A 23,574-nucleotide genomic window follows, 5' to 3' on the forward strand; every position below is an offset into this window, starting at 1 on the left:
TTTGATATGAAAATGCTGGCTCTTAAGTCAGCATTTTATATAAGTGCGATGAAACTAAATAATAGCCCTGTAACTCAGCATCAATATAACGACCACACCTTTTTCTTAAAGCGTGACGACCAGCTTCACTCTCATTTTTGTGGCAACAAAGCCAGAAAGTTTATGAAGCTACTGGAAGACGAGTACCCAAACACCACCACTCTAATCAGCTATGGTTCCGCTCAAGCTAACTCATTGTTCTCGCTCGCTGCACTGGCAAAAATTAAAGGCTGGACGCTTGAATTTTACGTCGACCACCTACCCCAATGGTTACAAGAACGCCCAATAGGCAACTACCGTGGTGCCATCGAGCTTGGGGCTAAGGTCATTTCAGTCAAAGAAATCGGCTCTGAGCTTCATCCACAAGCGTATATTGAACAAGTAAGACAGCCCAACTCTCAATGCATTGTATTACCTGAAGGTGGACGTTCTCAGCTTTCTGAATATGGTGTGAAACAACTGGCGATGGAAATACTCGGCTGGACACGTTTCCAAAACAAGAACGATTTCGTGGTGGCTCTACCAGCAGGCACCGGCAGTACCGCTCTGTATCTGCACAAACATTTAAAAGTTCACGACATCCCGGTATTGACCTGTGCGTGTGTGGGTGGCAGTGACTACCTAACGCAACAATTTAATGAACTGGGTGAAACCGATCACCCACATATCTTACCGCTTAACGCCAAGCACCACTTTGGTAAACTGTATCAACAGGACTATCAAACTTGGTTGGATCTGCAAGAGCAAACCGACATTGAATTTGACCTACTTTATGATCCATTGATGTGGCAATGCTTAGAACAGTGGCAACAAGACAACCCAGATAAAACCATCATCTACATCCATCAAGGTGGCATCTTAGGTAATGAGTCGATGTTGCCACGCTATCAACGTAAGTACCCAGAACTTCGAAATAGCCACGCCAGTAATAACGCTGCTAACACAACTTGGTAGTAATCCGTTCTTTTCTACTCTAAAACCCCGCATCTCTGAGAACTGAGAATTTCTTAGCGCATAATGAATAGCCATCGCCCTTATCTCGATGGCTGTTTATCAGCTATTCCCCCTCTTGCTATCACACATTTCAAGTAAACAACAGAAACCTGGCGAGGATCATCACGTTATCTATACTTTCATATTGGAACGTCAATAGTCACCGAAAGGAAGAACGCATGCGAAAACTCACAACGCTCGGCCTGTTTTCAGTTTTACTGCCCTTCTCTGCGATTTCAGGGGAAAACGTCACTTACCAAATCGATGGGATGGATTACGAAGGTTATTGGAGTGAAGCCAGTGATCAAGCGCCTTTGGTGCTGCTAATACACGATTGGGATGGCTTAACCGATTACGAAAAGAAACGCTCTGAAATGCTCAACGAACTCGGTTACAACGTATTCGCCATCGATCTATTCGGTAAAGGCATTCGCCCGACGGAGGTGAAAGACAAAAAGCAACACACCGGTGAGCTGTATAAAGATAGAGAGAAAATGCGTGCGCTGCTTAACGCAGGAGCAATGGAAGCGAAACGACTTGGGGGTAACTTAGATAACAACGTGATGATGGGTTACTGCTTTGGCGGAGCCGCCGTACTGGAAGCCGCTCGCGCCGGTATTCCATCGAAAGCTTATGTGACCTTTCATGGTGGTTTATCAACACCCAAAGGGCAAAACTATTCTCAAACCAAAGCGCCCGTTGTTGTATTCCACGGAACGGCTGACGCCATGATCTCTATGCAAGACTTTGGCAACCTCGCAGCTCAACTTGAAGCGACCAAAGTTCCGCATGAAATGATCACTTATAGTGGTGCGCCACATGCCTTTACCGTATTTGGCTCAAACAATTATCAACAACAAGCTGACCAAAAGTCTTGGGAACGCTTTACTCAGTTGTTAAAAACCACCACCAGATAAAAGATTCTTTATCTTCGATGTTGTGCGCACGGGCCATATTTTGATAACGCATTAAGCTATCCCAGTACACCGATATAAAAGCGGGGCATTGAACAATGCTAGGAGTTTGGCTAAAACGAGAAAACCCCAGCATTTCTGCTAGGGTTCTGAATAGTGGTGGAAGGATGGGGATTTGAACCCCAGATACGCTATAAACGTATACTCGCTTTCCAGGCGAGCGCCTTAAGCCACTCAGCCATCCTTCCACAAATTGTGTGTTGAGCTTGTCACTCAACGAGGCGCTACTTTATTGATTATGCTTGCTTTGGTCAAGAGGCATTATCAAAAAAAGTGCCTTTTTCAGTTTGTTCGATTACAAATTAACTCATTAGATCAAAAACAAACCAAATTTTATTCTATCGCTATACTTAAGCTTGCTGATAATAGCCGGGCACTCGAAACCATTTACGACACATGTCGAGAAAGTAACCGTACAGTACGCCCATACCACAAGAGATAACCGCATTACTGGTTACAGCCGTAACGATCTGGTCGCCTGAAGCACCAACCGCCCACAGAATACCGATATAGACAGGTGACTGAAACAACACGTAAGCCATAAGATCGGACAAATTTTTCATCAATGAACTTTGCGAAAGCTTTGCACCGTTGCGCAAGAACCAATCACGAAAGACACCATAAGGCCAAGCAATAGCAATGTTGACCGGAATAGATAATGTTCGAGAAGCAAGAGATTGCTCAAACGTCATACCCGAAATAAACACTTCTACGATCATGCCCGAAATAAAACAAAAAACGACCATAGCAACGGTATCCGCCAATGCGTTTCGAATACAAAATGGACCACGAGTTTTCATTGATGCCTAACCCAAAATATATCACTAACCAATTAGCGACTAGGTAACATATAACCGAGGCATTCTCACACCTCACCAGATAATGTCACCATTAAACCACAACATAAGTAGTCATACATTCCAAATTAAAATTCAAGTGGTAAGTTTACAACCAAAAACCCAATTAAAAACAGTCACTATCACCAAAAAAACACATAGAGGTCAAACATTAAACAGTTCATCCTTTTTATTTAGTAATTAAACAACATCTTAGTCGTGTTTATCCTCTTTCGAGATCTTCGTTTCGTGATACTGATAGAGTTTATTCGAATAGCGAAATAATGCATCATCGAGCTCACGCTCATCAATTGGTTTAGCAATAATGTAATCAACACCGGCACCGAGCAAACGCTCACGAGTCTCTTTAAAAACATCAGCAGTACAACCAAATATCAATATTGATGAAACATCGCCAAGTAAAGCGCGAATCGCGGTGGTTGATTCAACGCCATCCATCACCGGCATATGGTTGTCCATCAACACTAAATCAAAGTGCTCAGCGACGATAGCTTGTATCGCTCGCTCACCATTTTCGACGCTTTTACACACAAACCCTTTACTGCTCATGAAAGTTTCCATGATGACAGTGTTGGTTCGGTTATCCTCAACAATCAACACTTTTAGGCCAGAATAATCCTGCTTTTTATGCGGTAAGGTCTCTATCTTACCCGGCTGACATGGCAGTATCTTTAATTGAACAATGAAGCTGGTACCTATCCCTTCTTCACTGCTCACGGTAATGCTCCCATTCATGAGCTGAGCGATCTTTTTAACGATGGCTAAACCTAACCCTGTACCGCCAAACCGTCTTGTCGTCGAAGATTCCGCTTGTTCAAAAGGTTTAAAAATGCGTTTTTGGGCTTCTCTAGAGATACCAATTCCGGTGTCACGAACCTTAATGCGAAGGTAAGTATTGTCATCTTCTACCACCTCCTTAAAGTAAACCTCGACAAAACCTCTAGCGGTAAACTTCACTGCGTTGTTCAATAAATTGAACAAGATTTGGCGTAAGCGTGCTTTGTCTGAGAAGTACCAACGGCCTGAGGGGACCTCGGAGTAGACTTTGAATTGAAGCCCTTTCTCAGAAGACAGTGTGTAGTAAATACTATTAATACTGCCAATAATCGAATCAAGCGGAAATCGAGTTTCATCGAGATCAAGTCTGCCCTGCTCGATTTTTGAATAGTCCAAGATTTCATTGAGCAATGTCATCATATGATCGCCAGATTCATACAAACTCTTGAGGTGCTTCTCTTGCTCAATGTTTAAAGGGGTTTTCAGTAGGATTTGAGCGGTACCCAGAACCCCATTCATTGGGGTACGAATTTCATGTGATAAAGTCGCTAAGAACGCTGTTTTCGCATTAGTTGACGCTTGAGCTTTGACTTTTTCCGCTTCCAAATAGATCGTCTTTTCATTAAACGTTTTGATCAGATGGCCAATTTCATCATCACTCGAATAATCGACATCAATAATATCCCCAGCTCGAGAACCATCAATTTTTGCCGCGATGGTTGTAATCGGACTGATCAAATAACGATTAAGTAAGTAGTAACCCGCCATCACGCATAACAATAAAAGTGGGACAATACCGCCTTCAATACTCATTACCTGGCGAAATACCTCATCGGATACCAGTGACTTTGAGTTGACGACATCAACTTGCCAACCAAAATCACCAAATTGATTATTGCTGATGTATATCCCTTCAACGAGATTGAAGTTATATGAAATCAACACTTGATTGAACTTATCTCGCAGTACGATACCTAGATCATACTCTTCAGCATGATTCTTAATAAAGCCCAATAACTCTTCAAGAGAAAGGTCCACGGTCACCACACCCGCGAAAGTTCCGTCGTCATAATAAGGCGAAGAGGCGGTGATCATTCTAACGTGCGTGTAGGGATCGATATACACCCCACTCCACTCGACGTCGCCTCGAGCTTGGTTCGCGGCAGCGATGTACCAACTTTCTTGGTGATAAGGTACATTTTTGGGGTTGTTGTAAGAAAAAATCTGATCAATTTTGCCATCGTCAGCTTTATTGAAAAAATAGCTGTTGAGAAGCTTATTGGAGTCCAGTGAATAAGGTTCCGGCCAAATACCAGCACTGACGATCATATCATCACTTGCCGCCAACATAGACTTGCATAGCGGAGTAACGTCATCGCCATGACTATGCGCCTGAGCAAGACCCACTAAACCATCAACAAAACCTTTCGAACTGTTGAACGGTTCGGTAATCAATGCAGACAACAGTTGTGTACGTAAGTCTAGATTCTGTTGCAGTTTGTCGCGTACAGGGGACTCGACAACGTAATAAGTCACACTGCCGATGATGGCAATAAACGTCGCGAGGTATAAACCAAGCGCTACCATGCTTTTTTTCTTTAAAGACGATCGTATCTGCATAATTTATTGTTGTTTTCTTTTCTATTGAACTGAATTTTTATCATTAATGATATCAAGCCTTTTTAGATTGAAGCTTGATTGGTGCAAGTTCATTGGTACTATAAGCGCAAATATATTCCCTTTACGGTACCTCACTTTGACTTTACAAGATATTCTTGCGCTTCCAGAGTTGGAAGGAAAACTAATTACAGAACACAAAACCATGGGATTTGTCACTGCAATGGCAGCAGCCCCTAATGTGTTAACCCCTCATGAGTGGTTACCCTTCCTTTGGGGGGGAGAACACGTTGCTCCGTTTACTGATGGTGAGCAACTTGAAAACTACATTGAAGTTATCATCACACTTTGGAATAAAACTCGTCCCGAACTGATTGAAGGTACTTGGGCTTGGCCTGAAGCTTGCCAATTAGACGATGAAGAAGTCGTCAACTCGGCCGCTCGCGATTTTTGCGAAGGCTTACTTCAAGGTTGGCAGGTTACCCGTGACGACTGGGAAACCTTAATGCCTGAAGAGACTGAAGATAACGCTCTTATTGGAGGCGTACTCCTTTCACTGAGCATGCTTTTTGACCCTGAGACCTCAATTGCGACATTGGCAGAGCAAGGCATTGAAGGACTTGAGCAATTTGAAGAAATCTTTAACGCGGTTCCTGTGATGCTATGTGGCTTAACTCAGCGCGGTATCGCATTGGCCGAAGCGCAATAAACACGGTCCAAATTTTTAGAATAATAAGGCCTCTCTGAGGCCTTATTGATTCACACAAATCCAATCACCTTTCTACAAGTCTTTCCAATCGAAGTCATCAATCCTCTCATCGGCAATATAAAACAACTTAGTACCGCTAGTGACCACTTGATCCAGTTCTGGATTGAGTTCAATACCACGACCTGAATCGATTGCGATCAACGTAGCTTGATACTTCTCTTTAAACGCGGAAAAGATTGGTGCAACGGTGACACTCTCTGCATCTTTGGGGTAATACGTCGAATATTGGGTCATCCCCCTTGTCGAACTCAGCAACTCTTGATGAAGGGCACTTGACCCCGGATCAACTGCCGCTTTCGCGAGCATTTCAGCGCCAACAGCTGGAATGCATTCGGAGTTAGGACAATGCTTATTCAGTAAATCACTCAATGCTTCATCTTTAAAATACACCAAAAGATGCGCCTGGGGATTTCGGCTCGCGCAATAAAGAGCTGCAGATAATGTGATGTCATCTTCAGGAGTATCAATCAGGATGCAACTTGCGGACTCAATGCCCGCCTTTTCCATCTCTTGACCGTCAGTGTAGCTGTTTACTTTGACGAAATTAATTTCGCCAGGTAACGGATTCTCAATATCAGCGCGACAGCACAAAACGATCGGTCGTCTGCCCGTTTCTTCATGTTGCAACATACGAATGAGATGAATGGTTCTTTGCTCATTCCAACCAAGCATCAAAATATGGTTATCCACTCTTATTCTCCTTTTCCCTAGCAAGCCAGCTCGCCAATATTCAACGCCTTCTGTGGCAACTTTACCAAGCAACGCAGCAAAAAGACTGAGTCCACCGGGGATAACAAACAGAATAACAATCCATCGACCGGCTTCGCTCGTAGGTGCTAAATCACCATAACCAACCGTAGAAGCCGTCACAACTAAATAGTAAGCGAACGTGGTGAACGAACTCGTTAAGTGCGTTTCACCCGCCAAATACAATGTCGACCATGAAATAAACACATAGCCTAGGAGAGTAAACAGTAAGTTTTTGCCATTCAGAACAAAGACATTCGCTTTGACCCAACGTTTGAGTTGTAACCAGATTATCATTCAAGCCTCTAATTATTGTCTCTTAGACAAATGCTAGAAAAAATCCAAGATGTCAACAAGGTATATCTTCCATAAGGACATATAATCACAACATAGATATCACGACCTATGTTTAGATATAAAAAAACCAGCGACAGGCTGGTTTCTCTATTAGTGTTCAAAGCACGGCTAGCAAAAAAAGCACAACCACTTGATTAAGCATTGCCTTTCACTTGCAAATTAAGCTGTTCTGCAAAATCGAGCATACGGTTCAATGGGATAAGAGACTTTACACGTAACTCATCAGAAACGAATATCTCGTGCTCATCACCACCATGTTCAAGGGCTTTTTCAATCGCTTGTAGACCATTCATCGCCATCCAAGGGCAGTGTGCACAGCTACGGCACGTTGCACCAGCACCCGCGGTAGGTGCTTCAATCAATTCTTTTTCAGGAACCAATTGCTGCATTTTGAAGAATATGCCCTTATCTGTCGCAACAATCATCTGAGGATGTGGCAACTCTTTCGCTTTCTTGATCAGTTGGCTTGTTGAGCCGACAGCGTCAGCCAGTTCAACCACACTTGCTGGGGATTCTGGGTGCACCAAAATAGCCGCTTCTGGGTATACCGATTTCATTTTCTTCAAAGCATCAGCTGAAAACTCATCATGTACAATACACTCGCCTTGCCAAAGCAACATATCGGCACCGGTTTGGTTCGCAATGTAAGAACCGAGGTGACGATCTGGGCCCCAAATAATAGATTTTCCTTCCGCGTCTAAGCTCTCAACGATTTCTAACGCGATGCTCGACGTCACAACCCAGTCTGCACGAGCTTTAACAGCCGCTGATGTGTTGGCGTATACAACCACTGTATGATCAGGATGAGCGTCACAAAACTCTGTAAATTTATCAGCAGGGCAGCCTAAGTCGAGAGAACATTCAGCTTCCAACGTTGGCATTAGGATGCGCTTTTCCGGAGTAAGAATCTTTGCAGATTCGCCCATAAAACGAACGCCAGCGATGATTAAAGTACTTGCTGAGTGACGGTTACCGAATTTAGCCATTTCTAATGAATCGCCAACGAAACCACCGGTGTCTTCAGCCAGAGCCTGAATTTCAGGGTCTGTGTAGTAATGTGCAATTAGAACTGCATCTTTCTCTTGAAGCAGTTTTTTAATGTTTGCGATGTGAGCCTGTTTCTGAGCATCGCTCAATGGAACTGGCTTAGGCGGAAACGGATAAACTGTATCGATTTTATCTAGTATATGGCTCATTGCTTTTACTCTACGCAACTTCTTCCGAGGATTAGAGTATTCTACACAGGACAGCGATTGGGATCAAAGACGATCGGTTTTAAGTAGGTAAGACTCCGCTGTAAAGCAGATAAAAAAGAGGCGCCTAAGCACCCCTATTGTTATTACAAGTGGGTTTTAGCCACTTTTGCCGAAGCACTGTTTGGGTGTTCGGTGACAACTTGTTGGTAATATTTCTTAGCTTGCGCTGCGTTATTGTTACGCATAGCAATATCACCAAGCTTAACCAGGGCATCTGCTCGTTTGTTCGAGTCTTTATACGACACAACAGCGGCAAAACTCTTCACAGCTTCTTTGTCTTGTTTCTTAGCGAAATAAAGCTGTCCTAACCAATAATGTGAATTAGGGGTAAAGGTAGAGTCTGGAAAGTCTTTTTGAAACTTTTTGAATGCTTCGATAGCACCTTTATAGTCTCGCTGCTTTAGAATCATATCCACAGCGTTTTGATAAGCCGTTTGCTCATCGACATCAGTACTGAACGTACCAGAAGCACTTTTAGAGTCCTCACTCGCGGCCACTGCGACTGTTGCCGTTTCTGCGGCTTTCACCTCACCTCTGATACGATCCAGTTCAATGAACAATTCACGTTGGCGCTCTAGCGTTTGCTTCATATCGTAGCTATTTCGTTCTAGCTCACCACGAAGTTCACTGATTTCTTGTGCCATATCGTCGATTTGCTGCTGCATTTTAAGCTGAACAAGGTTTCGATTTTGAAGCAGGCGCTCTAGACGCTCAATATCTGATTCGCTAGATGCTGATCGAGTGGAAGATGACGAATGAGTTGCGGTGCTATTGAGATCGGATACTGGAGCTGGTGCAGCGAACGAGACGTTCGCTGCACTCGCCAGTAACGAAAGCAAAATCACTCGCTTTGTGTTACTGAACATGAGGTAATTCCTCAACTATATAGTCTACTAAAATTAGTAAACAAGTACTGCACGACGGTTTTTAGCGTACACATCTTCAGATTGACCTAAAAGAAGTGGCTTCTCTTCACCGTAGCTTACGATAGAAATTTGGTCTGCTTGAACACCTAAAGCTTCTAGGTATTTCGCTACAGCTTGTGCACGACGCTCGCCAAGTGCGATGTTGTACTCAGGTGTACCGCGCTCATCAGCGTGACCTTCAATTGTCACTTTCATGTCAGCATTATTGCTTAGGTAAGCAGCGTGAGCAGCTAGAACTTCTTCATAATCGCTAGCGATAGTTGAGTTATCGAATGCAAAGTAGATGGTTTGAGTTTCGCGTAGCGCTTGCTCTTTAAGCTCTTGCTCCGACAGTTGACCATTTGCGTCAATTGGCGTTACAACCGTTGTATCTACATTGCCTTCTGTACCTGACGTTGTTTGGTTGCTTTCAGTACCAGGTGTTGCAGATGTTGCTTCATCAGTTGAGCTACATGCCGTTACTGCCATCACTGGTAGTGCAATCATCAAGCCTTTAAGAACTTTGTTAAGTTGCATCTTTTTTTCCTTACGTTATCAAACTTAGTTTCTATAGCCCGCTAAGTGCTATAGATAGTTAATTGCCACAATAGTAAACACTATCAATGACTAATAAAATGTGAAGCGCTCGCTATAAAAACGGTGACCATGATGGCGCTCTTACACGTCCGTTGGTCGCCGGTAATCTAGCTTTAAAACGACCATCAATGGAAACCATCGATAATACGTTTGTTTTATTGTAAATGGAGCTATAGATAACCATACCTCCATTGGGTGCGATGCTAGGAGATTCATCTAACAGTGTTTTAGTGAGCACCTGAACCGCACCGGTTTCCAAATCTTGCTTAGCTAAGTTAAAGCCTGAATTACTGCGATTCACCATGATCAGGAATCGACCGTCAGGAGTGATTTGACCACCTAAATTTTGACTGCCTTGCCAAGTAATACGAGACGTCGCTTTATTGGACAAATTTACATTATAAATCTGAGGTTTACCACCACGATCCGATGTAAAAATAAGAGACTTGCCATCTGGATGCCAAAACGGTTCGGTATTATTCGAACGACCGTGGGTAATTTGAGTCAGCTTACGGCTTGCTAAATCAAGCGTGTATACCTGAAGACTGCCTGTTTTCGATAATACCAATGCCAATGTTTTACCATCTGGCGAGAATCTTGGCGCACCATTATGACGAGGGTATGACGTCACCTTTTCACGTTTGCCCGTGTAGATATTCATGATGAATATTTCAGCTTGGCCATTTTGAAAGCTTACATAAGCGATTTTTTTACCATCAGGCGACCATGCGGGTGACATAAGAGGCTGCTTAGAACGAAGAACCAGGCGCTCGTTGAAGCCATCATAGTCCGCAACACGAAGTTGGTATGGGTACTTGTCTTTATCATTCACTACCACGTAAGAAATACGAGTAAGAAACGCACCTTTCTCCCCCGTGAGCTGTTCATAAACTAAGTCAGAAATACGGTGCGCATACTCTCTCAAGCGTTTACCTGGAACCGTCGCTTTCTTATTGAACAATACGTGGTCTTTAGAGAGTACCAATTGGCCTTCATCGCTTAGTGCACGGCTTTGTCCTTTAGTCAGTTGACCACGAACAATGTCGATCAATTGGTAATTGACCACATACTGCCCTTCGGCATTCTTAGTGATGGTTCCGGTTAGCAATGAATCAACGCCTAGGTTCGTCCAAGCATCAAAATCCACCTCAGCTTCGCTGTAAGGCGTCTGAGGCATTTTGCTTATCGCAACTGGGCTGAATTTACCACTGCGCTGTAAATCAGAAGCAATCACTGCGGATACATCGTGTGGCAATGGCTCTGCACCTTCCCAACGGAAAGGCACAATCGCGATAGGTCGTGCCGAGTTAATACCGTCTGTAATAACCAGCTCCAGTGCTGCATGTGCAAACTGGCTGCTTGTCGCTATTAAGAAAACAAAACTCAGTAATAGTTTCTTTAACACAAGTTCGTCCTTTTACTCTGGTGATACCGTTAAGTTAATGTTTTTTAGTGATGTCACAATGTCGGGGTCTTTAGGTAAGGGGTAAGACTGTACCTGTGCCACGGCACGCTTCGTTGCTGCGCATAAACGACTATCACCATCCAAAATACTCAAACTGCCCAAAATTGCGTTAGAGCCCGTTGGAATCAGTTTCAGGTTCACTCGGCATGAGCGCCCTCGAAAGCTGTCCTCTAACAATAAATTTTGCTGAATAAGTTGGGTATAAATAGCACCATAACGCTGCACTTCATCACCAATAAATTTTTGCCTTGCTGAAGAGTTTTGAGTCGCTTCCGTTTCAAGCCCAGCAAAGATGTCGTTCAACGCTGCCTCTTGCTGTTTACGCTCTTTTTCGGCCCTTGCTGCTGCCTCTTTCGCCTTACGAGCTTTCTCGGCTGCGACGGCCGCTTCTTTCTCTTTTGCTATACGCTGCTTTTCTGCGCGTTCAGCGGCCTCTTTTTGCTTGCGCGCTTTATCGGCAGCCTCTTTCGCAGCCTCTTTCGCAGCCTTTTCCTTTGCTACGCGCTCTTGTTCCGCTTTAGCGATTGCCGCAGCTTTAGCTTTACGCGCACGCTCTACTTTGGCTAACTCAGCTTCTTTCTGTTTGCGAGCTGCTTCTGCTTTCGCGGCTTTCTTTTTCTCTTGCTGTACACGCGCCTCTTCAGCTTTACGTTGTTGCTCTTTTTGAATTCGACGTTTTTCAGCTTCACGCGCCGCTTTGGCTTCTTTGGCTTGTTTTTCTTTCAGTTTGCGGATGTTTTCTTCTTCCGCTTTACGGTTCTTTTCAAGCCGTTCACTTTCACGACGTAACTTATCTAACCGTTCTTGCTCTTTCTTACTCGCCGCTTCTCTTTGCTGACGGATCTGCTGAGCTTGCTGACGAACTAACTGAGGGTCAATCACAACAGCCTGAACCATTTGACCGGTTGGCTTTTTAGGTTCTGACATCGTGAAATCCGCTCCCCAAATAAGAGCGACGAATAGAATGACATGCAGCCCGATTGAAATTAGAAGCGGCGCTTTCAAACTCTTTGATTTTGTATTATTCGCTTTCATGAATGCTACGGAGCTATTCCCTTATATCCGTTAAAAGGCCAACCTTAGGCACGCCTGCACGGCTTAATTCATCAAGTAATAAAACCACTTTGGCATAAGGCGTTGCGGCATCACCACCAACGGCGACTGGCGAGTTTGGTTTTAAAGACAATTCAGCTTTCACCCGAACGATAATCTCTTCAAGTGACAGGCCATGTTGAACTTCTTCATTGTTAACACTCAAGCCAAGTTCACCATCTTTATTCACTTCAACAATAATAAAGCTCGCGTTATCATCGCCCAATAACTCTTGTGCTGATTTCGCGGTTGAGGCTTTTGGCAATTCAACATCAACACCTTGAGTCACAAACGGTGACGTCACCATAAATATGATCAGTAAAACCAACATAACGTCGATGTAAGGTACAACGTTAATCTCTGCGGTCATTTTGCGTTTTTTAGGTTGGTATCCTGCCATCTATTATTCCCTGCCAGCCATCGCTTGACGGTGAAGAATACTGTGGAACTCTTCTGAGAAAGTCGCATAGTTGTGTTCGAGCTTACCGACTCGACTACTAAAGCGGTTGTACGCCATTACCGCTGGGATAGCAGCAAACAAACCCATTGCAGTTGCAATCAGTGCTTCTGCAATACCAGGAGCAACCATGGCTAAAGTCGCTTGCTTAACTTGCCCTAGGGCTATGAATGAGTGCATGATGCCCCAAACCGTACCAAACAGGCCGATGTATGGGCTTATAGAACCCACTGTCGCTAAAAAAGGCAAACTGGTTTCGAGTTCATCAACTTCACGAGCAACGGCTACACGCATTGCACGGCCAGTACCTTCCATAATAAAGTCCGGAGAGGTTGCATTTGATTTTCTAAGACGTGCGAACTCAGTAAAGCCTGCGTAGAAAATCTCTTCGGTACCAGAAAGCTCCTCTTTTCGCTTATTGCTCTCTTGATACAGTTTTGCAAGGTCAACACCTGACCAAAACTTATCTTCAAACACATCCGTTTGTTTAGAAGCTTGTGAAAGCACTTTGCTTCTTTTAATGATCATTGCCCAAGAAACGACAGACATGCCCATAAGAATTAGCATGACCATTTTAACTAGCAAACTAGCTTCTAAAATTAGGCCTAAAATTGAGATTTCAGCAGTCACTATGCGTTAGCTCCGTAATAATAAATGTTGGCATTGCCGTTGGCTTCATTTTTTGATTATCGATACATGCTACCTTAACCATTGCTTTACACAATGCTTTGCCATCAGGATTTACGATCTCTTGACAGAAGACCAAGGTCGCTCGCTTCAACTCGTAAATGTTTGTAATAACTTGTAAACGTTCATCAAGACGTGCGCCTTGAATAAAATCAATATCAATATGTCGAACGACAAAACCGATGTTTTTTTCGAGTAACAAGTGTTGAGAAACACCTACCGAGCGTAACATCTCCGTTCGAGCACGTTCAAAAAACTTGAGGTAATTGGAATGATACACAAGCCCACCAGCATCGGTATCTTCGTAATAGACAGTTACTGGCCACGTAAACGTTTTAGATAATCCCTGCAAATTGATACCACATCCCAAAATGATAAAGGTCTCACTATAACCTAACTCCTTATCTTAAGTCGTATATCGCGGTTAATTTTTTGAATTTAGAGACAAAAAAAAGGCCATCTGTATAAGATGACCTCTTTTTGACTAAAAACCCTACGACGATAACGGTTTACTTTGTAATAAACCCAAAACCTTACCTTTTAGATAAAGCGCAACGCCGTTAAGTAGAGCAAAATCGTGAGTGAAACGTATGGGCTAAACAGCAATTGCCATACCCAAGCTCTGGGCTTAAACCCAATCCCATAAACCATGCTCGAGCATACTGCCCAAATAAACATAGGTCCAATAATCGAGTTAAAGCCACCAATGCTTGTCGCATACGCATCAGGATCCCACATAACTAAACTTACGTGCACAAAACCCAATATTAGGGATAAAACTCTAAATAGAGTCTTATCCATAGGTTGATGCAGCTTAGCCACTTGCTCTGCGAGGTTATTCACTGTCTTTGTCCATCATTTCTGAATGCTCAAGCCATAGAGCATTGATGATGCCGAATGCACATGCTAGAAGTACACCCAAAATCCATGCGAAATACCACATAAAATTTCTCCTAAGTTATTTAACTTCTAGCTTAGTAAGCTGAAACGTCGTTATCTTCGATATGTTTCTTATCTATACGACCGAACATTTTGTAGTATGTCCAAGTTGTGTAGCCAAGAATCACAGGAACCATTACCGCCGCAACTGCCGTCATCAGGCCAAGCGTAAGTTCGCTTGCTGTTGAATCCCACATAGTCAAACTATGATTTGGGTTTAGGCTTGATGGCATTACGAATGGGAACATCGCAAAACCTGCGGTTAGAATCACACCAGCATTAGACAAACTTGAGAATAAGAAAGCAAAACCACCACGCTCAAAGCGAGATGCAATCACAGCAAGCAGTGGCATTACTACACCTAGAATTGGTGCAGCCCACATTGCTGGATACGTTTCGAAATTTGTCAACCAAGCACCAACTTGAAGTGCAACTTCTTTGTTTAATGGGTTTGAGTCAGCAAAGTTGTCAATCGTACTTGTTAATACGTAACCTTCCATCGATTGAACCCAGAAACCACCAATCACGAACAGTGCAATAGCAACTACGCCAGTAATTTGAGCAACGTTACGAGCCCGAACGTGCAGATCTTCTGTTGTTTTCATTTGAAGCCATGTAGCGCCCTGCATAACAAACAACATCAGAGCCAACACACCACAAAGCAATGCAAACGGGTTAAGCAGCGCAAAGAACGTACCGTGATACTGAGACATCATGAGTTCGTTCAGTTCGAATGGTACACCCTGGAGTAGGTTACCGAATGCAACACCAAAGATAATTGGTGGAACCGCACCGCTAAAGCAGATAGCAAAATCCCAAACTTTACGCCATCTTGGGTCTTCAACCTTAGAACGATAATCTAGGCCAAGTGGACGCATCCATAAGGCAGCCAACGTCACGAACATCGCAAAGTAGAAACCAGAGAAAGACGTTGAGTAAACCAGTGGCCAAGCAGCGAATAGTGCACCACCAGCTGTGATCAACCAAACTTGGTTACCATCCCAGTGCGGCGCAATCGTGTTAATCATGATACGGCGTTCAGTGTCGCTCTTGCCGATAACTGGCACCAGTGCACCAACACCCATATCAAAACCATCAGTTACAGCGAAACCAACCAGCAGAACACCGATTAATACCCACCAAATAAGTCGTAAGCTTTCGTAATCAAACATAATATTCCCTCACTTATACTTCGACTGAACGGCTAACTTTGTCTTCAACAGAGTTATCGTTTTGTTCAAAGTGGTAACGGCCGGTCTTCAAGCTACTTGGACCTTTACGTGCAAATTTCAGCATTAAGTAAACTTCAGCAATCAAGAATACGGTGTACAATCCCAGAATCGTGAATAGAGAAGCCCAAAGCTGTCCAGTCGTCAGTGCTGATGCTGCAACATTAACCGGTAGGATTTCACCCACAGCCCAAGGTTGACGACCAAATTCAGCAACGAACCAACCCGCTTCGATCGCAATCCAAGGCAGTGGGATTGAGAATAGCGCAGCTTTAAGAATCCACGGTTTTTGTTCGATCTTCTGACGACACGTCTGAATAAATGCAGCTCCGAATACGAATAGCATAATGAAGCCACACACAACCATGATACGGAATGAGAAGAATAGTGGCAGAACGGTTGGGATAGAATCGTCCGCAGCCATTTGGATTTGGTCTTCTGTTGCGTCAACAACCTTATCGGTATAACGCTTAAGAAGAAGGCCATAACCGAGGTCCACTTTCACTTCATCAAAAGCGGCGATGTTTTCTTCAGACTTATCACCAGAACGTAGCTTTTCAAGCAATTCGTATGCATACATGCCCGTACGAATGCGTTCAATGTGTTGTTCACGTAAGTCGCGTAGACCCGTAACCTCTGTATCAAGGGAACGTGTTGCGATGATACCCATGACATAAGGAATCTTAATCGCGTAATCCGTCTGCATAGTTTCTTGGTTTGGAATACCAAAAACAGTAAATGCAGCTGGTGCTTCTTCGGTGTTCCACTCCGCTTCTACAGCAGCAAGCTTCGATTTTTGAACATCACCAAGCTCGTAGCCAGATTCGTCACCTAGAATGATTACTGACAGGATTGCCGCCATACCAAAAGATGCTGCGATCGCAAAAGAACGACGAGCGAACGCAAGATCACGTCCTTTCATGATGTAGTATGAACTAATACCAAGGATGAACATTGCACCCGTTGTATAACCTGACGCTACTGTGTGTACAAACTTAACTTGTGCGACTGGGTTTAGGACAACTTCAGCGAAGCTCACCATTTCCATACGCATCGTTTCAAAGTTAAATTCCGCACCCACTGGGTTTTGCATCCAGCCGTTAGCAACCAGAATCCAAAGTGCAGAGAAGTTAGAGCCAAGAGCAACTAACCAAGTCACCGCCAAGTGTTGGCGCTTTGACAATCTGTCCCAACCAAAGAAGAAAAGACCAACAAAAGTAGACTCTAGGAAGAATGCAACAAGCCCTTCGATAGCTAGCGGAGCACCAAAGATGTCACCAACATAGTGCGAATAATAAGACCAGTTAGTACCAAACTGAAACTCCATGGTTAAGCCTGTCGCTACACCAAGAGCAAAGTTAATACCAAACAATTTACCCCAGAACTTGGTCATGTCCTTGTAAATTTGCTTGCCAGTCATTACATAAACTGACTCCATAATGGCAAGTAGAAATGCCATACCTAAAGTCAGTGGAACAAATAAGAAGTGATACATCGCTGTAAATGCAAACTGCAATCGCGACAGATCAACAACATCAATCATGGTAACTCCTTTGTGTCGGCTGAATGACACTTGTGTGATTATTCACCGCAAAAATCCATTTAATAACAACTCACTGAATTGTTATTAAAAATCAATATTTGTAGCGAAAAAGTACCGTTTTAGTTAGATTATTGTTAAGAACTAGCTAATATAGCTAGCGCTAATATTACTGGTAAATTCAATATGTTTCAAAAGATTTATAGGCGAATTCTGTGTTGATTTATATCAAATTTACTCGGGTAAATTTGAGCTGCTTTTGTACAAAATGGCGAAAATCACACCAAGATGGCTTCTGTTATTCATCACACTCGATATCTGCGACAAAAGGCTCGCACTAACTCAACATGCGAATCACAAATAAACGAAAGATTTTAACAAAGCGCACCATATTCCATTTCATTTGCTGCTCGTGAAATTAAAAATGGAATCACAGTTTTCATTTTCGAGGGGCTATATCCGACCTTTTTACCGATTAGCTCAAAGAGTTGTTATTCATTAAATAGCTAAGTCCAACGCTAATATAGGTGAGATCGATAGAATGAATAATTTAACGATGCGACGGTTTATCGATTCCGAAATGTAGATAGGCTCTGTCGGTCGCGATTCGACCTCTTGGCGTTCTTTGTAGATAACCTTGTTGAATCAAGTAAGGCTCTAACACATCTTCAATGGTATCTCTCTCTTCACCAATTGCCGCCGCCATATTGTCGATACCAACAGGGCCACCACCAAACTTCTCCATGATCGCAAGCAATAGCTTTCTATCCATATAGTCAAAACCTTTGGCGTCGACATCCAGCATGTTGAGCGCTTTGTCAGCCACGTCAGGAGAGATGTGTCCATCGCCTTTTACTTCCGCGTAGTCACGAACACGACGAAGTAAACGGTTGGCGATGCGTGGTGTACCTCGAGCACGACGAGCCACTTCTAACGCTCCTTCCGGATCCATAGAAAGACCAAGGCAATCAGCACTGCGCTGAACGATGTTTTGTAAATCTTCAACCTTGTAGTACTCAAGGCGTTGGGTGATCCCAAATCGGTCACGTAAAGGAGAGGTGAGCGAACCAGCACGAGTGGTTGCGCCAATCAAAGTAAAAGGAGGCAGATCGATCTTAATAGAACGTGCTGCTGGCCCTTCACCAATCATGATATCCAGTTGGTAGTCTTCCATCGCAGGGTACAAGACTTCTTCAACCACAGGGCTTAAACGGTGGATCTCATCAATAAATAGGACATCATTTTCTTCAAGATTGGTCAGCAACGCCGCTAAGTCACCCGCTTTTTCTAATACAGGCCCTGAAGTCGTACGAATGTTGACATCCATCTCATTGGCTACAATATTCGCCAACGTGGTTTTACCCAAACCGGGTGGACCAAATATCAAAAGATGATCGAGCGCCTCACTACGCAATTGTGCCGCTTTGATGAAAATTTCCATCTGGCCACGAACGTGATCCTGACCTTGATAGTCGGCAAGAGCTTTAGGGCGTATTGCACGATCAATGACATCTTCATCTTTGAATACTGGGTTGTCCGGTGCAATAAGGCGATCGGCTTCAATCATAAATTCTGCTATTCCTAACTATGCGTTTCTTAACTCTGCGCTTCTTGACTCTGTGTAAAGGCAAAGTAAATGAGTCTATTTTGTAGAACAAGTATATTGAGTATTAAACCATCGATTTCAGAGCTTCGCGAATCAACTGTTCGCTGGTCATGCCATCTTTAGCCACTTGAGAAACCACCTTAGAAGCTTGAGTCGGCTTGTAGCCTAATGCAAGCAGTGCACTGACCGCTTCTTCTTCCGCGTCGTGAGCCGTTGGCATAGAATCAATCGGAGCTGCGTCCGTTGCTGGAGTAAACAGGTCACCCGCGCCCCACCCTTTCAGGCGGTCTTTCATTTCAACAACCAGACGTTCAGCGGTTTTCTTACCCACTCCTGGAAGTTTAACCAGCGTAGAAATATCTTCACGTTCAACACTCTGAACAAACTGACTAGCCGTCATACCCGAAAGAATGCCAAGGCCAAGCTTAGGGCCTACTCCGTTAGCTTTGATGACTTCGCGGAACAGCGCACGCTCTTTAACCGTATTAAAACCATAAAGTAACTGGGCATCTTCACGTACCACAAAGTGCGTGTAGATGATTGCCTCTTCGCCCACGTTAGGTAATTCATAAAAACAGCTCATTGGCATTTGAACTTCATAGCCAACACCACTCACTTCGATTAGTAACTCAGGGGGTTGCTTTTCTATTAATGTACCGCGTAAACGTCCGATCACAACTTGCTCTCTTGATGGAATATATTTTGTGGGACAGAATATAAAAGAACTGGATACTTATCCAGTTCTTTGTGTTTGTTCTCGTGATTTATTTAGACTTATTCAGCCCGACATCAAAAGATTAAAAGTGCCCTATTTAAATTCAAAGCAGCGTAGTGATGGTGTGATTTTTAACTAACGGTAACGCCCTTTTCTCGCGCCTGTCGCTTTACCTGCAAGCGCTATCAAAGTTTTATTGGTGTTAGCATGCGTGATCGCGACACCTAGAGCATCGGCTGCATCGGCCTGTGGTTTGGCAGGTAACTTAAGCATACTCATCACCATATTTTGAACCATCGACTTGTCCGCACCACCATTGCCGGTCACCGCTTGCTTGATTAACCTTGCTGCGTATTCATGTACTGGCAAATCCGCATTTACCGCTGCCACTATCGCACTGCCGCGCGCTTGGCCAAGCTTAAGTGCAGAATCCGCATTCTTCGCCATGAAGACCTGCTCAATCGCAAACACATCTGGCTGAAACTGAGTGATGATTTCGCTCACACCGGCGTAGATTTGTTTGAGTCGGCCCGGCAGTTCTTTTTCAGAGGTGCGAATACAACCGCTACCTAAGTAATATAGATGGCGACCATTTTGACGAATCACGCCATAGCCGGTAATACGCGAGCCAGGGTCAATCCCTAAGATAATAGACATAACTTGAATACTGATTATTTATACATGCTTTATGAGCTTAGTATATCGAACGCAAAAAAAAATGCCCGTCAAATTAACGGGCATTTTCTAATTTACTGGCAAGTCTGGCTCATAAATTAAAGAGCTCTCTATCAACTAGGATCTCTTTATCAACAACAAAAGATAACAGGCTTACGCTTGCTCTTTTTTCTCTGCCAATTTAACTGCGATGGCTAGCTCTTCCAGTGATGCTGGGTTCGCTAGGCTTGGCGCGTCTGTTAGTAGACATGCTGCAGCGGTTGTTTTCGGGAATGCGATAACGTCACGGATGTTCTCAGTACCACAAAGCAGCATTGCTAGACGGTCAAGACCGAATGCTAGACCAGCGTGTGGTGGCGTACCGTACTTAAGCGCTTCAAGTAGGAAGCCGAACTTCTCTTGTTGCTCTTGTGCTTCGATACCTAGGATACCGAATACCGCCGTTTGCATTTCTGCGTTGTGAATACGTACAGAACCGCCGCCTACTTCGTAGCCGTTGATGACCATGTCGTATGCATCAGAATTTGCTGCTGCTGGGTTCGCTTTAAGCTCTTCCGCGTTCACACCGAGTGGTGATGTGAATGGGTGGTGCATCGCGTGTAGGTTACCTTCGCCGTCTTCTTCGAACATTGGGAAGTCAACAACCCACAGTGGAGCCCATGCAGATGTGTCTGTTAGCTCTAGATCCGTACCCAGTTTAAGACGAAGTGCGCCCATGGCTTCAGCAACGATGCCCGCTTTGTCTGCGCCGAACAGAATGATATCGCCAGATTCAGCTTGAGTGCGATCGAGAATACCGTTGATTACGTCTTCGCTTAGAAACTTAGCCACTGGAGATTGAATACCTTCCATGCCTGCAGCACGGTCGTTAACCTTCATCCAAGCTAGGCCTTTCGCGCCGTAGATGTTTACGTATTCAGCGTAACCGTCGATTTGCTTACGAGTTAGCTTAGCACCACCTGGAACACGGATAACCGCTACGCGACCTTTTTCGTCGTTAGCTGGGCCAGAGAATACTTTGAACTCAACGTCTTTAACCAAGTCAGCAACATCAACGAGCTCTAGTGGGTTACGTAGATCTGGCTTATCAGAACCGAAACGACGAATCGCTTCAGAGAAAGGCATTACTGGGAATTGACCAAGTTCAACATCGAGAAGTTCTTTCCACATATCGTGAACAAGCTTCTCAGTCACGTTACGTACTTCTTGAGAAGTCATGAAAGATGTTTCGATATCGATTTGAGTAAATTCAGGCTGACGGTCAGCACGTAAATCTTCATCACGGAAACATTTAACGATTTGGTAGTAACGGTCGAAACCAGACATCATCAGCAGTTGCTTGAACAGCTGAGGAGATTGAGGAAGTGCGTAGAAGCTACCTTTGTGAACACGGCTTGGTACTAGGTAGTCACGAGCACCTTCTGGTGTCGCTTTCGTGAGTACTGGCGTTTCGATGTCTAAGAATAGGTTCTCATCTAGGAAACGACGAACGAAGCTAGAAGCACGTGCACGAAGCTTGATACGGTCGCTCATTTCTGGACGACGAAGATCGATGTAACGGTACTTAAGACGCTGCTCTTCAGAGTTCGTTTGGTTGAAGTCTAGTGGAAGCGCTTCTGAACGGTTGATGATCTCTAGACCCGTCGCGTAAAGTTCTACTTCACCAGTAGCCATGTCTTTATTTACTTGGCTGTCCGGACGAACACGTACTTCACCAGTAAACTTGATACAGAATTCATTACGCAGTTGGTTAGCGATCGGGAAGATATCTTTCATATCTGGATCGACAACAACCTGAACGATGCCTTCACGATCACGCATATCAATAAAGATAAGACCGCCTAAATCACGGCGACGGTTTACCCAGCCGCACAATTCTACAGTTTGTCCCGCCAGGGACTTGTTCAGGTTACCACAGTAATGGGTACGCATAATGAATTTCCCAATCTCTTAATTATTTACTAGTTTCCAAGCTGTCAGTGGTCATTCCACACAACAGAGCAAAGGAACATTTATACGCGGAAACTCGCTTAAAATCGACCTTCCACATTCGAATTTATTGTGTTTTATCTGGCTTTGCTGCTTTTTAGCTCATCAAGTGCACAAAGATTCATCAAAACAGAAAAAATTGCGATAATTATATCTCGAAAGTACCTTAATCAGCAAAGCTCTCGTACAGTAGATTTTAGGCCGCGTTGACCTTTCGTCGTTAAATTTTGTTCGAGATAAAAGCGTTTTAATCGCGGCGAGGGGGAAGTAGCCGAGTCATTCTAAGCAAATATCTGAAAATACGTCATTATTATTACCCAATCTGGCTCAGTTTCCGGCTCAAAAAGGCAATCATCAAATCTCGATGTTTTGATCCTTCTGTTATCACTCCACTCGCTCTAATCCTGAGCCTAATCTCAGTTTTCGTGACAGTGACGCTTTTTTTACGTAAAATATGTCCCCTTTTATTTGGTACGAATTTTGTGCCGATTACGCTGACTGTCGAGAGAAAATGCCATGAGCAACACAGACAATATCTTTTCCGCTCCTATCGATAAAATTGGAGACTTCACCTTTGATGCAAGGGTTGCTGAAGTATTTCCGGATATGATTCAACGTTCGGTGCCTGGCTATAGCAATATAATCTCTGCAATCGGCATGCTGGCTGAACGCTTTGTAAAACCACATTCCAATGTTTACGACCTTGGCTGCTCGCTTGGTGCTGCGACACTGTCTATGCGTCGTCACATTCAGCAAGAAGGCTGCACGATTTTCGCGATAGATAATTCAGAAGCCATGGTTGAGCGCTGCAAATTGCACGTTAATGCTTACCGCAGTGACACACCGGTAGACGTGATTGAAGCCGACATCCGTGAAGTGGAAATCAAAGACGCTTCTGTCGTGGTGCTTAACTTTACGCTGCAATTTCTTTCTCCAGACGATCGATACGCTCTGCTTGAGAAGATTCATGCCGGTTTACGCCCAGGCGGGATCTTAATCTTGTCAGAAAAATACGTCTTTGAAGATGAAAGCGCCAATGAACTGCTTATCGACCTGCATCACGACTTTAAGCGCGCCAACGGATACAGCGAGTTAGAAGTCAGCCAGAAACGCAGCGCAATTGAAAACGTGATGCGTCCAGACTCGATCCCGGTTCACAGAGAGCGATTTGATAAGATTGGCTTCTCAAGCAACGAAGTCTGGTTCCAATGTTTCAACTTTGGTTCAATGTTCGCGATAAAGTAAACATTTTCGATTACGTCATAGTCGCGACACCGTTAGCACGTACTAAA

General features: G+C 44.0%; 23 protein-coding genes, 1 tRNA gene and 1 pseudogene. 5 read left to right on the forward strand and 20 right to left on the reverse strand.

Going from position 1 to position 23,574, the window contains the following annotated elements:
- The first annotated feature begins 48 nt into the window (after positions 1–48).
- Together OCU36_RS08225 and OCU36_RS08230 are read left to right on the forward strand one after the other, a co-directional pair.
- A complete protein-coding gene (locus tag OCU36_RS08225) occupies positions 49–993 on the forward strand; it encodes a pyridoxal-phosphate dependent enzyme (RefSeq protein WP_261837555.1) in 945 nt (314 codons plus the stop codon).
- Between the two features lie 218 nt (positions 994–1,211).
- Entirely contained in the window at positions 1,212–1,949 is a 738-nt protein-coding gene (locus OCU36_RS08230; protein WP_261837556.1) for a dienelactone hydrolase family protein, read from the forward strand.
- 154 nt (positions 1,950–2,103) lie between these two features.
- Here OCU36_RS08230 and OCU36_RS08235 read toward each other — a convergent pair.
- The 3 genes from OCU36_RS08235 to OCU36_RS08245 all read right to left on the reverse strand — a co-directional run bounded on the left by OCU36_RS08235 (position 2,104) and on the right by OCU36_RS08245 (position 5,260).
- Positions 2,104–2,194 (reverse strand) — tRNA-Ser (locus OCU36_RS08235).
- Positions 2,195–2,356: 162 nt separating this feature from the next.
- A complete protein-coding gene (locus tag OCU36_RS08240; protein WP_261837557.1) occupies positions 2,357–2,806 on the reverse strand; it encodes an L-alanine exporter AlaE in 450 nt (149 codons plus the stop codon).
- Between the two features lie 249 nt (positions 2,807–3,055).
- Complete coding sequence (locus OCU36_RS08245; protein WP_446697403.1) at positions 3,056–5,260, reverse strand: ATP-binding protein; 2,205 nt, start codon at positions 5,258–5,260, stop codon at positions 3,056–3,058.
- A 136-nt stretch (positions 5,261–5,396) separates the two neighbouring features.
- Between OCU36_RS08245 and OCU36_RS08250 the strand changes: the two genes are divergently transcribed.
- Positions 5,397–5,966, forward strand: a complete 570-nt coding sequence (locus OCU36_RS08250; protein ID WP_261837559.1) for a UPF0149 family protein — start codon at positions 5,397–5,399, stop codon at positions 5,964–5,966.
- 72 nt (positions 5,967–6,038) lie between these two features.
- Here OCU36_RS08250 and OCU36_RS08255 read toward each other — a convergent pair whose 3' ends face one another.
- The 17 genes from OCU36_RS08255 to aspS all read right to left on the reverse strand — a co-directional run bounded on the left by OCU36_RS08255 (position 6,039) and on the right by aspS (position 22,225).
- Entirely contained in the window at positions 6,039–7,070 is a 1,032-nt protein-coding gene (locus OCU36_RS08255) for an ion channel (protein WP_261837560.1), read from the reverse strand.
- 194 nt (positions 7,071–7,264) lie between these two features.
- Entirely contained in the window at positions 7,265–8,326 is a 1,062-nt protein-coding gene (nadA, locus tag OCU36_RS08260) for a quinolinate synthase NadA (protein WP_261837561.1), read from the reverse strand.
- A gap of 143 nt (positions 8,327–8,469) precedes the next feature.
- Positions 8,470–9,252 carry a tol-pal system protein YbgF gene (ybgF, locus tag OCU36_RS08265; RefSeq protein ID WP_261837562.1) on the reverse strand — a complete coding sequence of 261 codons (783 nt, stop codon included), beginning with the start codon at positions 9,250–9,252 and terminating at the stop codon, positions 8,470–8,472.
- A 33-nt stretch (positions 9,253–9,285) separates the two neighbouring features.
- On the reverse strand, positions 9,286–9,828 hold the full coding sequence (pal, locus tag OCU36_RS08270) for a peptidoglycan-associated lipoprotein Pal (protein WP_261837563.1): 543 nt from the start codon (positions 9,826–9,828) through the stop codon (positions 9,286–9,288).
- Between the two features lie 112 nt (positions 9,829–9,940).
- A complete protein-coding gene (gene tolB, locus OCU36_RS08275; RefSeq protein WP_261837564.1) occupies positions 9,941–11,293 on the reverse strand; it encodes a Tol-Pal system beta propeller repeat protein TolB in 1,353 nt (450 codons plus the stop codon).
- A 12-nt stretch (positions 11,294–11,305) separates the two neighbouring features.
- Positions 11,306–12,388 (reverse strand): cell envelope integrity protein TolA, encoded by a 1,083-nt coding sequence (tolA, locus tag OCU36_RS08280; RefSeq protein ID WP_261837565.1) that lies wholly within the window; start codon positions 12,386–12,388, stop codon positions 11,306–11,308.
- Positions 12,389–12,401: 13 nt separating this feature from the next.
- The gene (tolR, locus tag OCU36_RS08285; RefSeq protein ID WP_261837566.1) at positions 12,402–12,845 is read right to left on the reverse strand and encodes a protein TolR; all 444 of its coding nucleotides are present in this window, start codon (positions 12,843–12,845) and stop codon (positions 12,402–12,404) included.
- Positions 12,846–12,848: 3 nt separating this feature from the next.
- On the reverse strand, positions 12,849–13,532 hold the full coding sequence (gene tolQ, locus OCU36_RS08290; protein ID WP_261837567.1) for a protein TolQ: 684 nt from the start codon (positions 13,530–13,532) through the stop codon (positions 12,849–12,851).
- Positions 13,522–13,959 (reverse strand): tol-pal system-associated acyl-CoA thioesterase, encoded by a 438-nt coding sequence (gene ybgC, locus OCU36_RS08295; protein WP_261837568.1) that lies wholly within the window; start codon positions 13,957–13,959, stop codon positions 13,522–13,524. The genes tolQ and ybgC overlap by 11 nt, the downstream gene beginning before the upstream one ends.
- Before the next feature lie 170 nt (positions 13,960–14,129).
- Complete coding sequence (gene ybgE, locus OCU36_RS08300; RefSeq protein ID WP_261837569.1) at positions 14,130–14,432, reverse strand: cyd operon protein YbgE; 303 nt, start codon at positions 14,430–14,432, stop codon at positions 14,130–14,132.
- Positions 14,425–14,532, reverse strand: coding sequence for a cytochrome bd-I oxidase subunit CydX (cydX, locus tag OCU36_RS08305; RefSeq protein ID WP_000270284.1), 108 nt, complete (start codon positions 14,530–14,532; stop codon positions 14,425–14,427). Before cydX ends, ybgE begins: the two co-directional genes overlap by 8 nt.
- Before the next feature lie 31 nt (positions 14,533–14,563).
- Positions 14,564–15,700, reverse strand: coding sequence for a cytochrome d ubiquinol oxidase subunit II (cydB, locus tag OCU36_RS08310; RefSeq protein ID WP_261837570.1), 1,137 nt, complete (start codon positions 15,698–15,700; stop codon positions 14,564–14,566).
- Between the two features lie 13 nt (positions 15,701–15,713).
- Complete coding sequence (gene cydA, locus OCU36_RS08315) at positions 15,714–17,300, reverse strand: cytochrome ubiquinol oxidase subunit I (RefSeq protein ID WP_261837571.1); 1,587 nt, start codon at positions 17,298–17,300, stop codon at positions 15,714–15,716.
- A 547-nt stretch (positions 17,301–17,847) separates the two neighbouring features.
- On the reverse strand, positions 17,848–18,864 hold the full coding sequence (gene ruvB, locus OCU36_RS08320) for a Holliday junction branch migration DNA helicase RuvB (protein ID WP_261837572.1): 1,017 nt from the start codon (positions 18,862–18,864) through the stop codon (positions 17,848–17,850).
- Between the two features lie 103 nt (positions 18,865–18,967).
- The gene (gene ruvA, locus OCU36_RS08325) at positions 18,968–19,579 is read right to left on the reverse strand and encodes a Holliday junction branch migration protein RuvA (protein ID WP_261837573.1); all 612 of its coding nucleotides are present in this window, start codon (positions 19,577–19,579) and stop codon (positions 18,968–18,970) included.
- A 174-nt stretch (positions 19,580–19,753) separates the two neighbouring features.
- Entirely contained in the window at positions 19,754–20,275 is a 522-nt protein-coding gene (ruvC, locus tag OCU36_RS08330) for a crossover junction endodeoxyribonuclease RuvC (protein ID WP_008219936.1), read from the reverse strand.
- A gap of 171 nt (positions 20,276–20,446) precedes the next feature.
- Positions 20,447–22,225: an aspartate--tRNA ligase gene (aspS, locus tag OCU36_RS08335; protein WP_261837574.1), complete on the reverse strand. Its 1,779-nt coding sequence runs from the start codon at positions 22,223–22,225 to the stop codon at positions 20,447–20,449.
- 340 nt (positions 22,226–22,565) lie between these two features.
- On the opposite strand from aspS, the pseudogene OCU36_RS20155 reads away from it, so the two are divergent.
- A pseudogene (locus tag OCU36_RS20155) lies at positions 22,566–22,655 on the forward strand (DUF72 domain-containing protein); the annotation flags it as partial.
- A gap of 143 nt (positions 22,656–22,798) precedes the next feature.
- The gene (gene cmoA, locus OCU36_RS08340) at positions 22,799–23,527 is read left to right on the forward strand and encodes a carboxy-S-adenosyl-L-methionine synthase CmoA (RefSeq protein WP_261837575.1); all 729 of its coding nucleotides are present in this window, start codon (positions 22,799–22,801) and stop codon (positions 23,525–23,527) included.
- Positions 23,528–23,574: the final 47 nt, after the last annotated feature.

This window comes from Vibrio artabrorum (genome assembly GCF_024347295.1).
Taxonomy (GTDB): Bacteria; Pseudomonadota; Gammaproteobacteria; order Enterobacterales; family Vibrionaceae; genus Vibrio; species Vibrio artabrorum.

What these genes read in the sequence shown, in the direction of transcription:
- OCU36_RS08225 (WP_261837555.1), top strand. Translation starts at nt 49, where the DNA reads ATGAAACTAAATAATAGCCCTGTAACTCAGCATCAATATAACGACCAC.
- OCU36_RS08230 (WP_261837556.1), top strand. Translation starts at nt 1,212, where the DNA reads ATGCGAAAACTCACAACGCTCGGCCTGTTTTCAGTTTTACTGCCCTTC.
- OCU36_RS08240 (WP_261837557.1), bottom strand. Translation starts at nt 2,806, where the DNA reads ATGAAAACTCGTGGTCCATTTTGTATTCGAAACGCATTGGCGGATACC.
- OCU36_RS08245 (WP_446697403.1), bottom strand. Translation starts at nt 5,260, where the DNA reads ATGCAGATACGATCGTCTTTAAAGAAAAAAAGCATGGTAGCGCTTGGT.
- OCU36_RS08255 (WP_261837560.1), bottom strand. Translation starts at nt 7,070, where the DNA reads ATGATAATCTGGTTACAACTCAAACGTTGGGTCAAAGCGAATGTCTTT.
- nadA (WP_261837561.1), bottom strand. Translation starts at nt 8,326, where the DNA reads ATGAGCCATATACTAGATAAAATCGATACAGTTTATCCGTTTCCGCCT.
- ybgF (WP_261837562.1), bottom strand. Translation starts at nt 9,252, where the DNA reads ATGTTCAGTAACACAAAGCGAGTGATTTTGCTTTCGTTACTGGCGAGT.
- pal (WP_261837563.1), bottom strand. Translation starts at nt 9,828, where the DNA reads ATGCAACTTAACAAAGTTCTTAAAGGCTTGATGATTGCACTACCAGTG.
- tolA (WP_261837565.1), bottom strand. Translation starts at nt 12,388, where the DNA reads ATGAAAGCGAATAATACAAAATCAAAGAGTTTGAAAGCGCCGCTTCTA.
- tolR (WP_261837566.1), bottom strand. Translation starts at nt 12,845, where the DNA reads ATGGCAGGATACCAACCTAAAAAACGCAAAATGACCGCAGAGATTAAC.
- cydX (WP_000270284.1), bottom strand. Translation starts at nt 14,532, where the DNA reads ATGTGGTATTTCGCATGGATTTTGGGTGTACTTCTAGCATGTGCATTC.
- cydB (WP_261837570.1), bottom strand. Translation starts at nt 15,700, where the DNA reads ATGTTTGATTACGAAAGCTTACGACTTATTTGGTGGGTATTAATCGGT.
- cydA (WP_261837571.1), bottom strand. Translation starts at nt 17,300, where the DNA reads ATGATTGATGTTGTTGATCTGTCGCGATTGCAGTTTGCATTTACAGCG.
- ruvB (WP_261837572.1), bottom strand. Translation starts at nt 18,864, where the DNA reads ATGATTGAAGCCGATCGCCTTATTGCACCGGACAACCCAGTATTCAAA.
- ruvC (WP_008219936.1), bottom strand. Translation starts at nt 20,275, where the DNA reads ATGTCTATTATCTTAGGGATTGACCCTGGCTCGCGTATTACCGGCTAT.
- aspS (WP_261837574.1), bottom strand. Translation starts at nt 22,225, where the DNA reads ATGCGTACCCATTACTGTGGTAACCTGAACAAGTCCCTGGCGGGACAA.
- cmoA (WP_261837575.1), top strand. Translation starts at nt 22,799, where the DNA reads ATGAGCAACACAGACAATATCTTTTCCGCTCCTATCGATAAAATTGGA.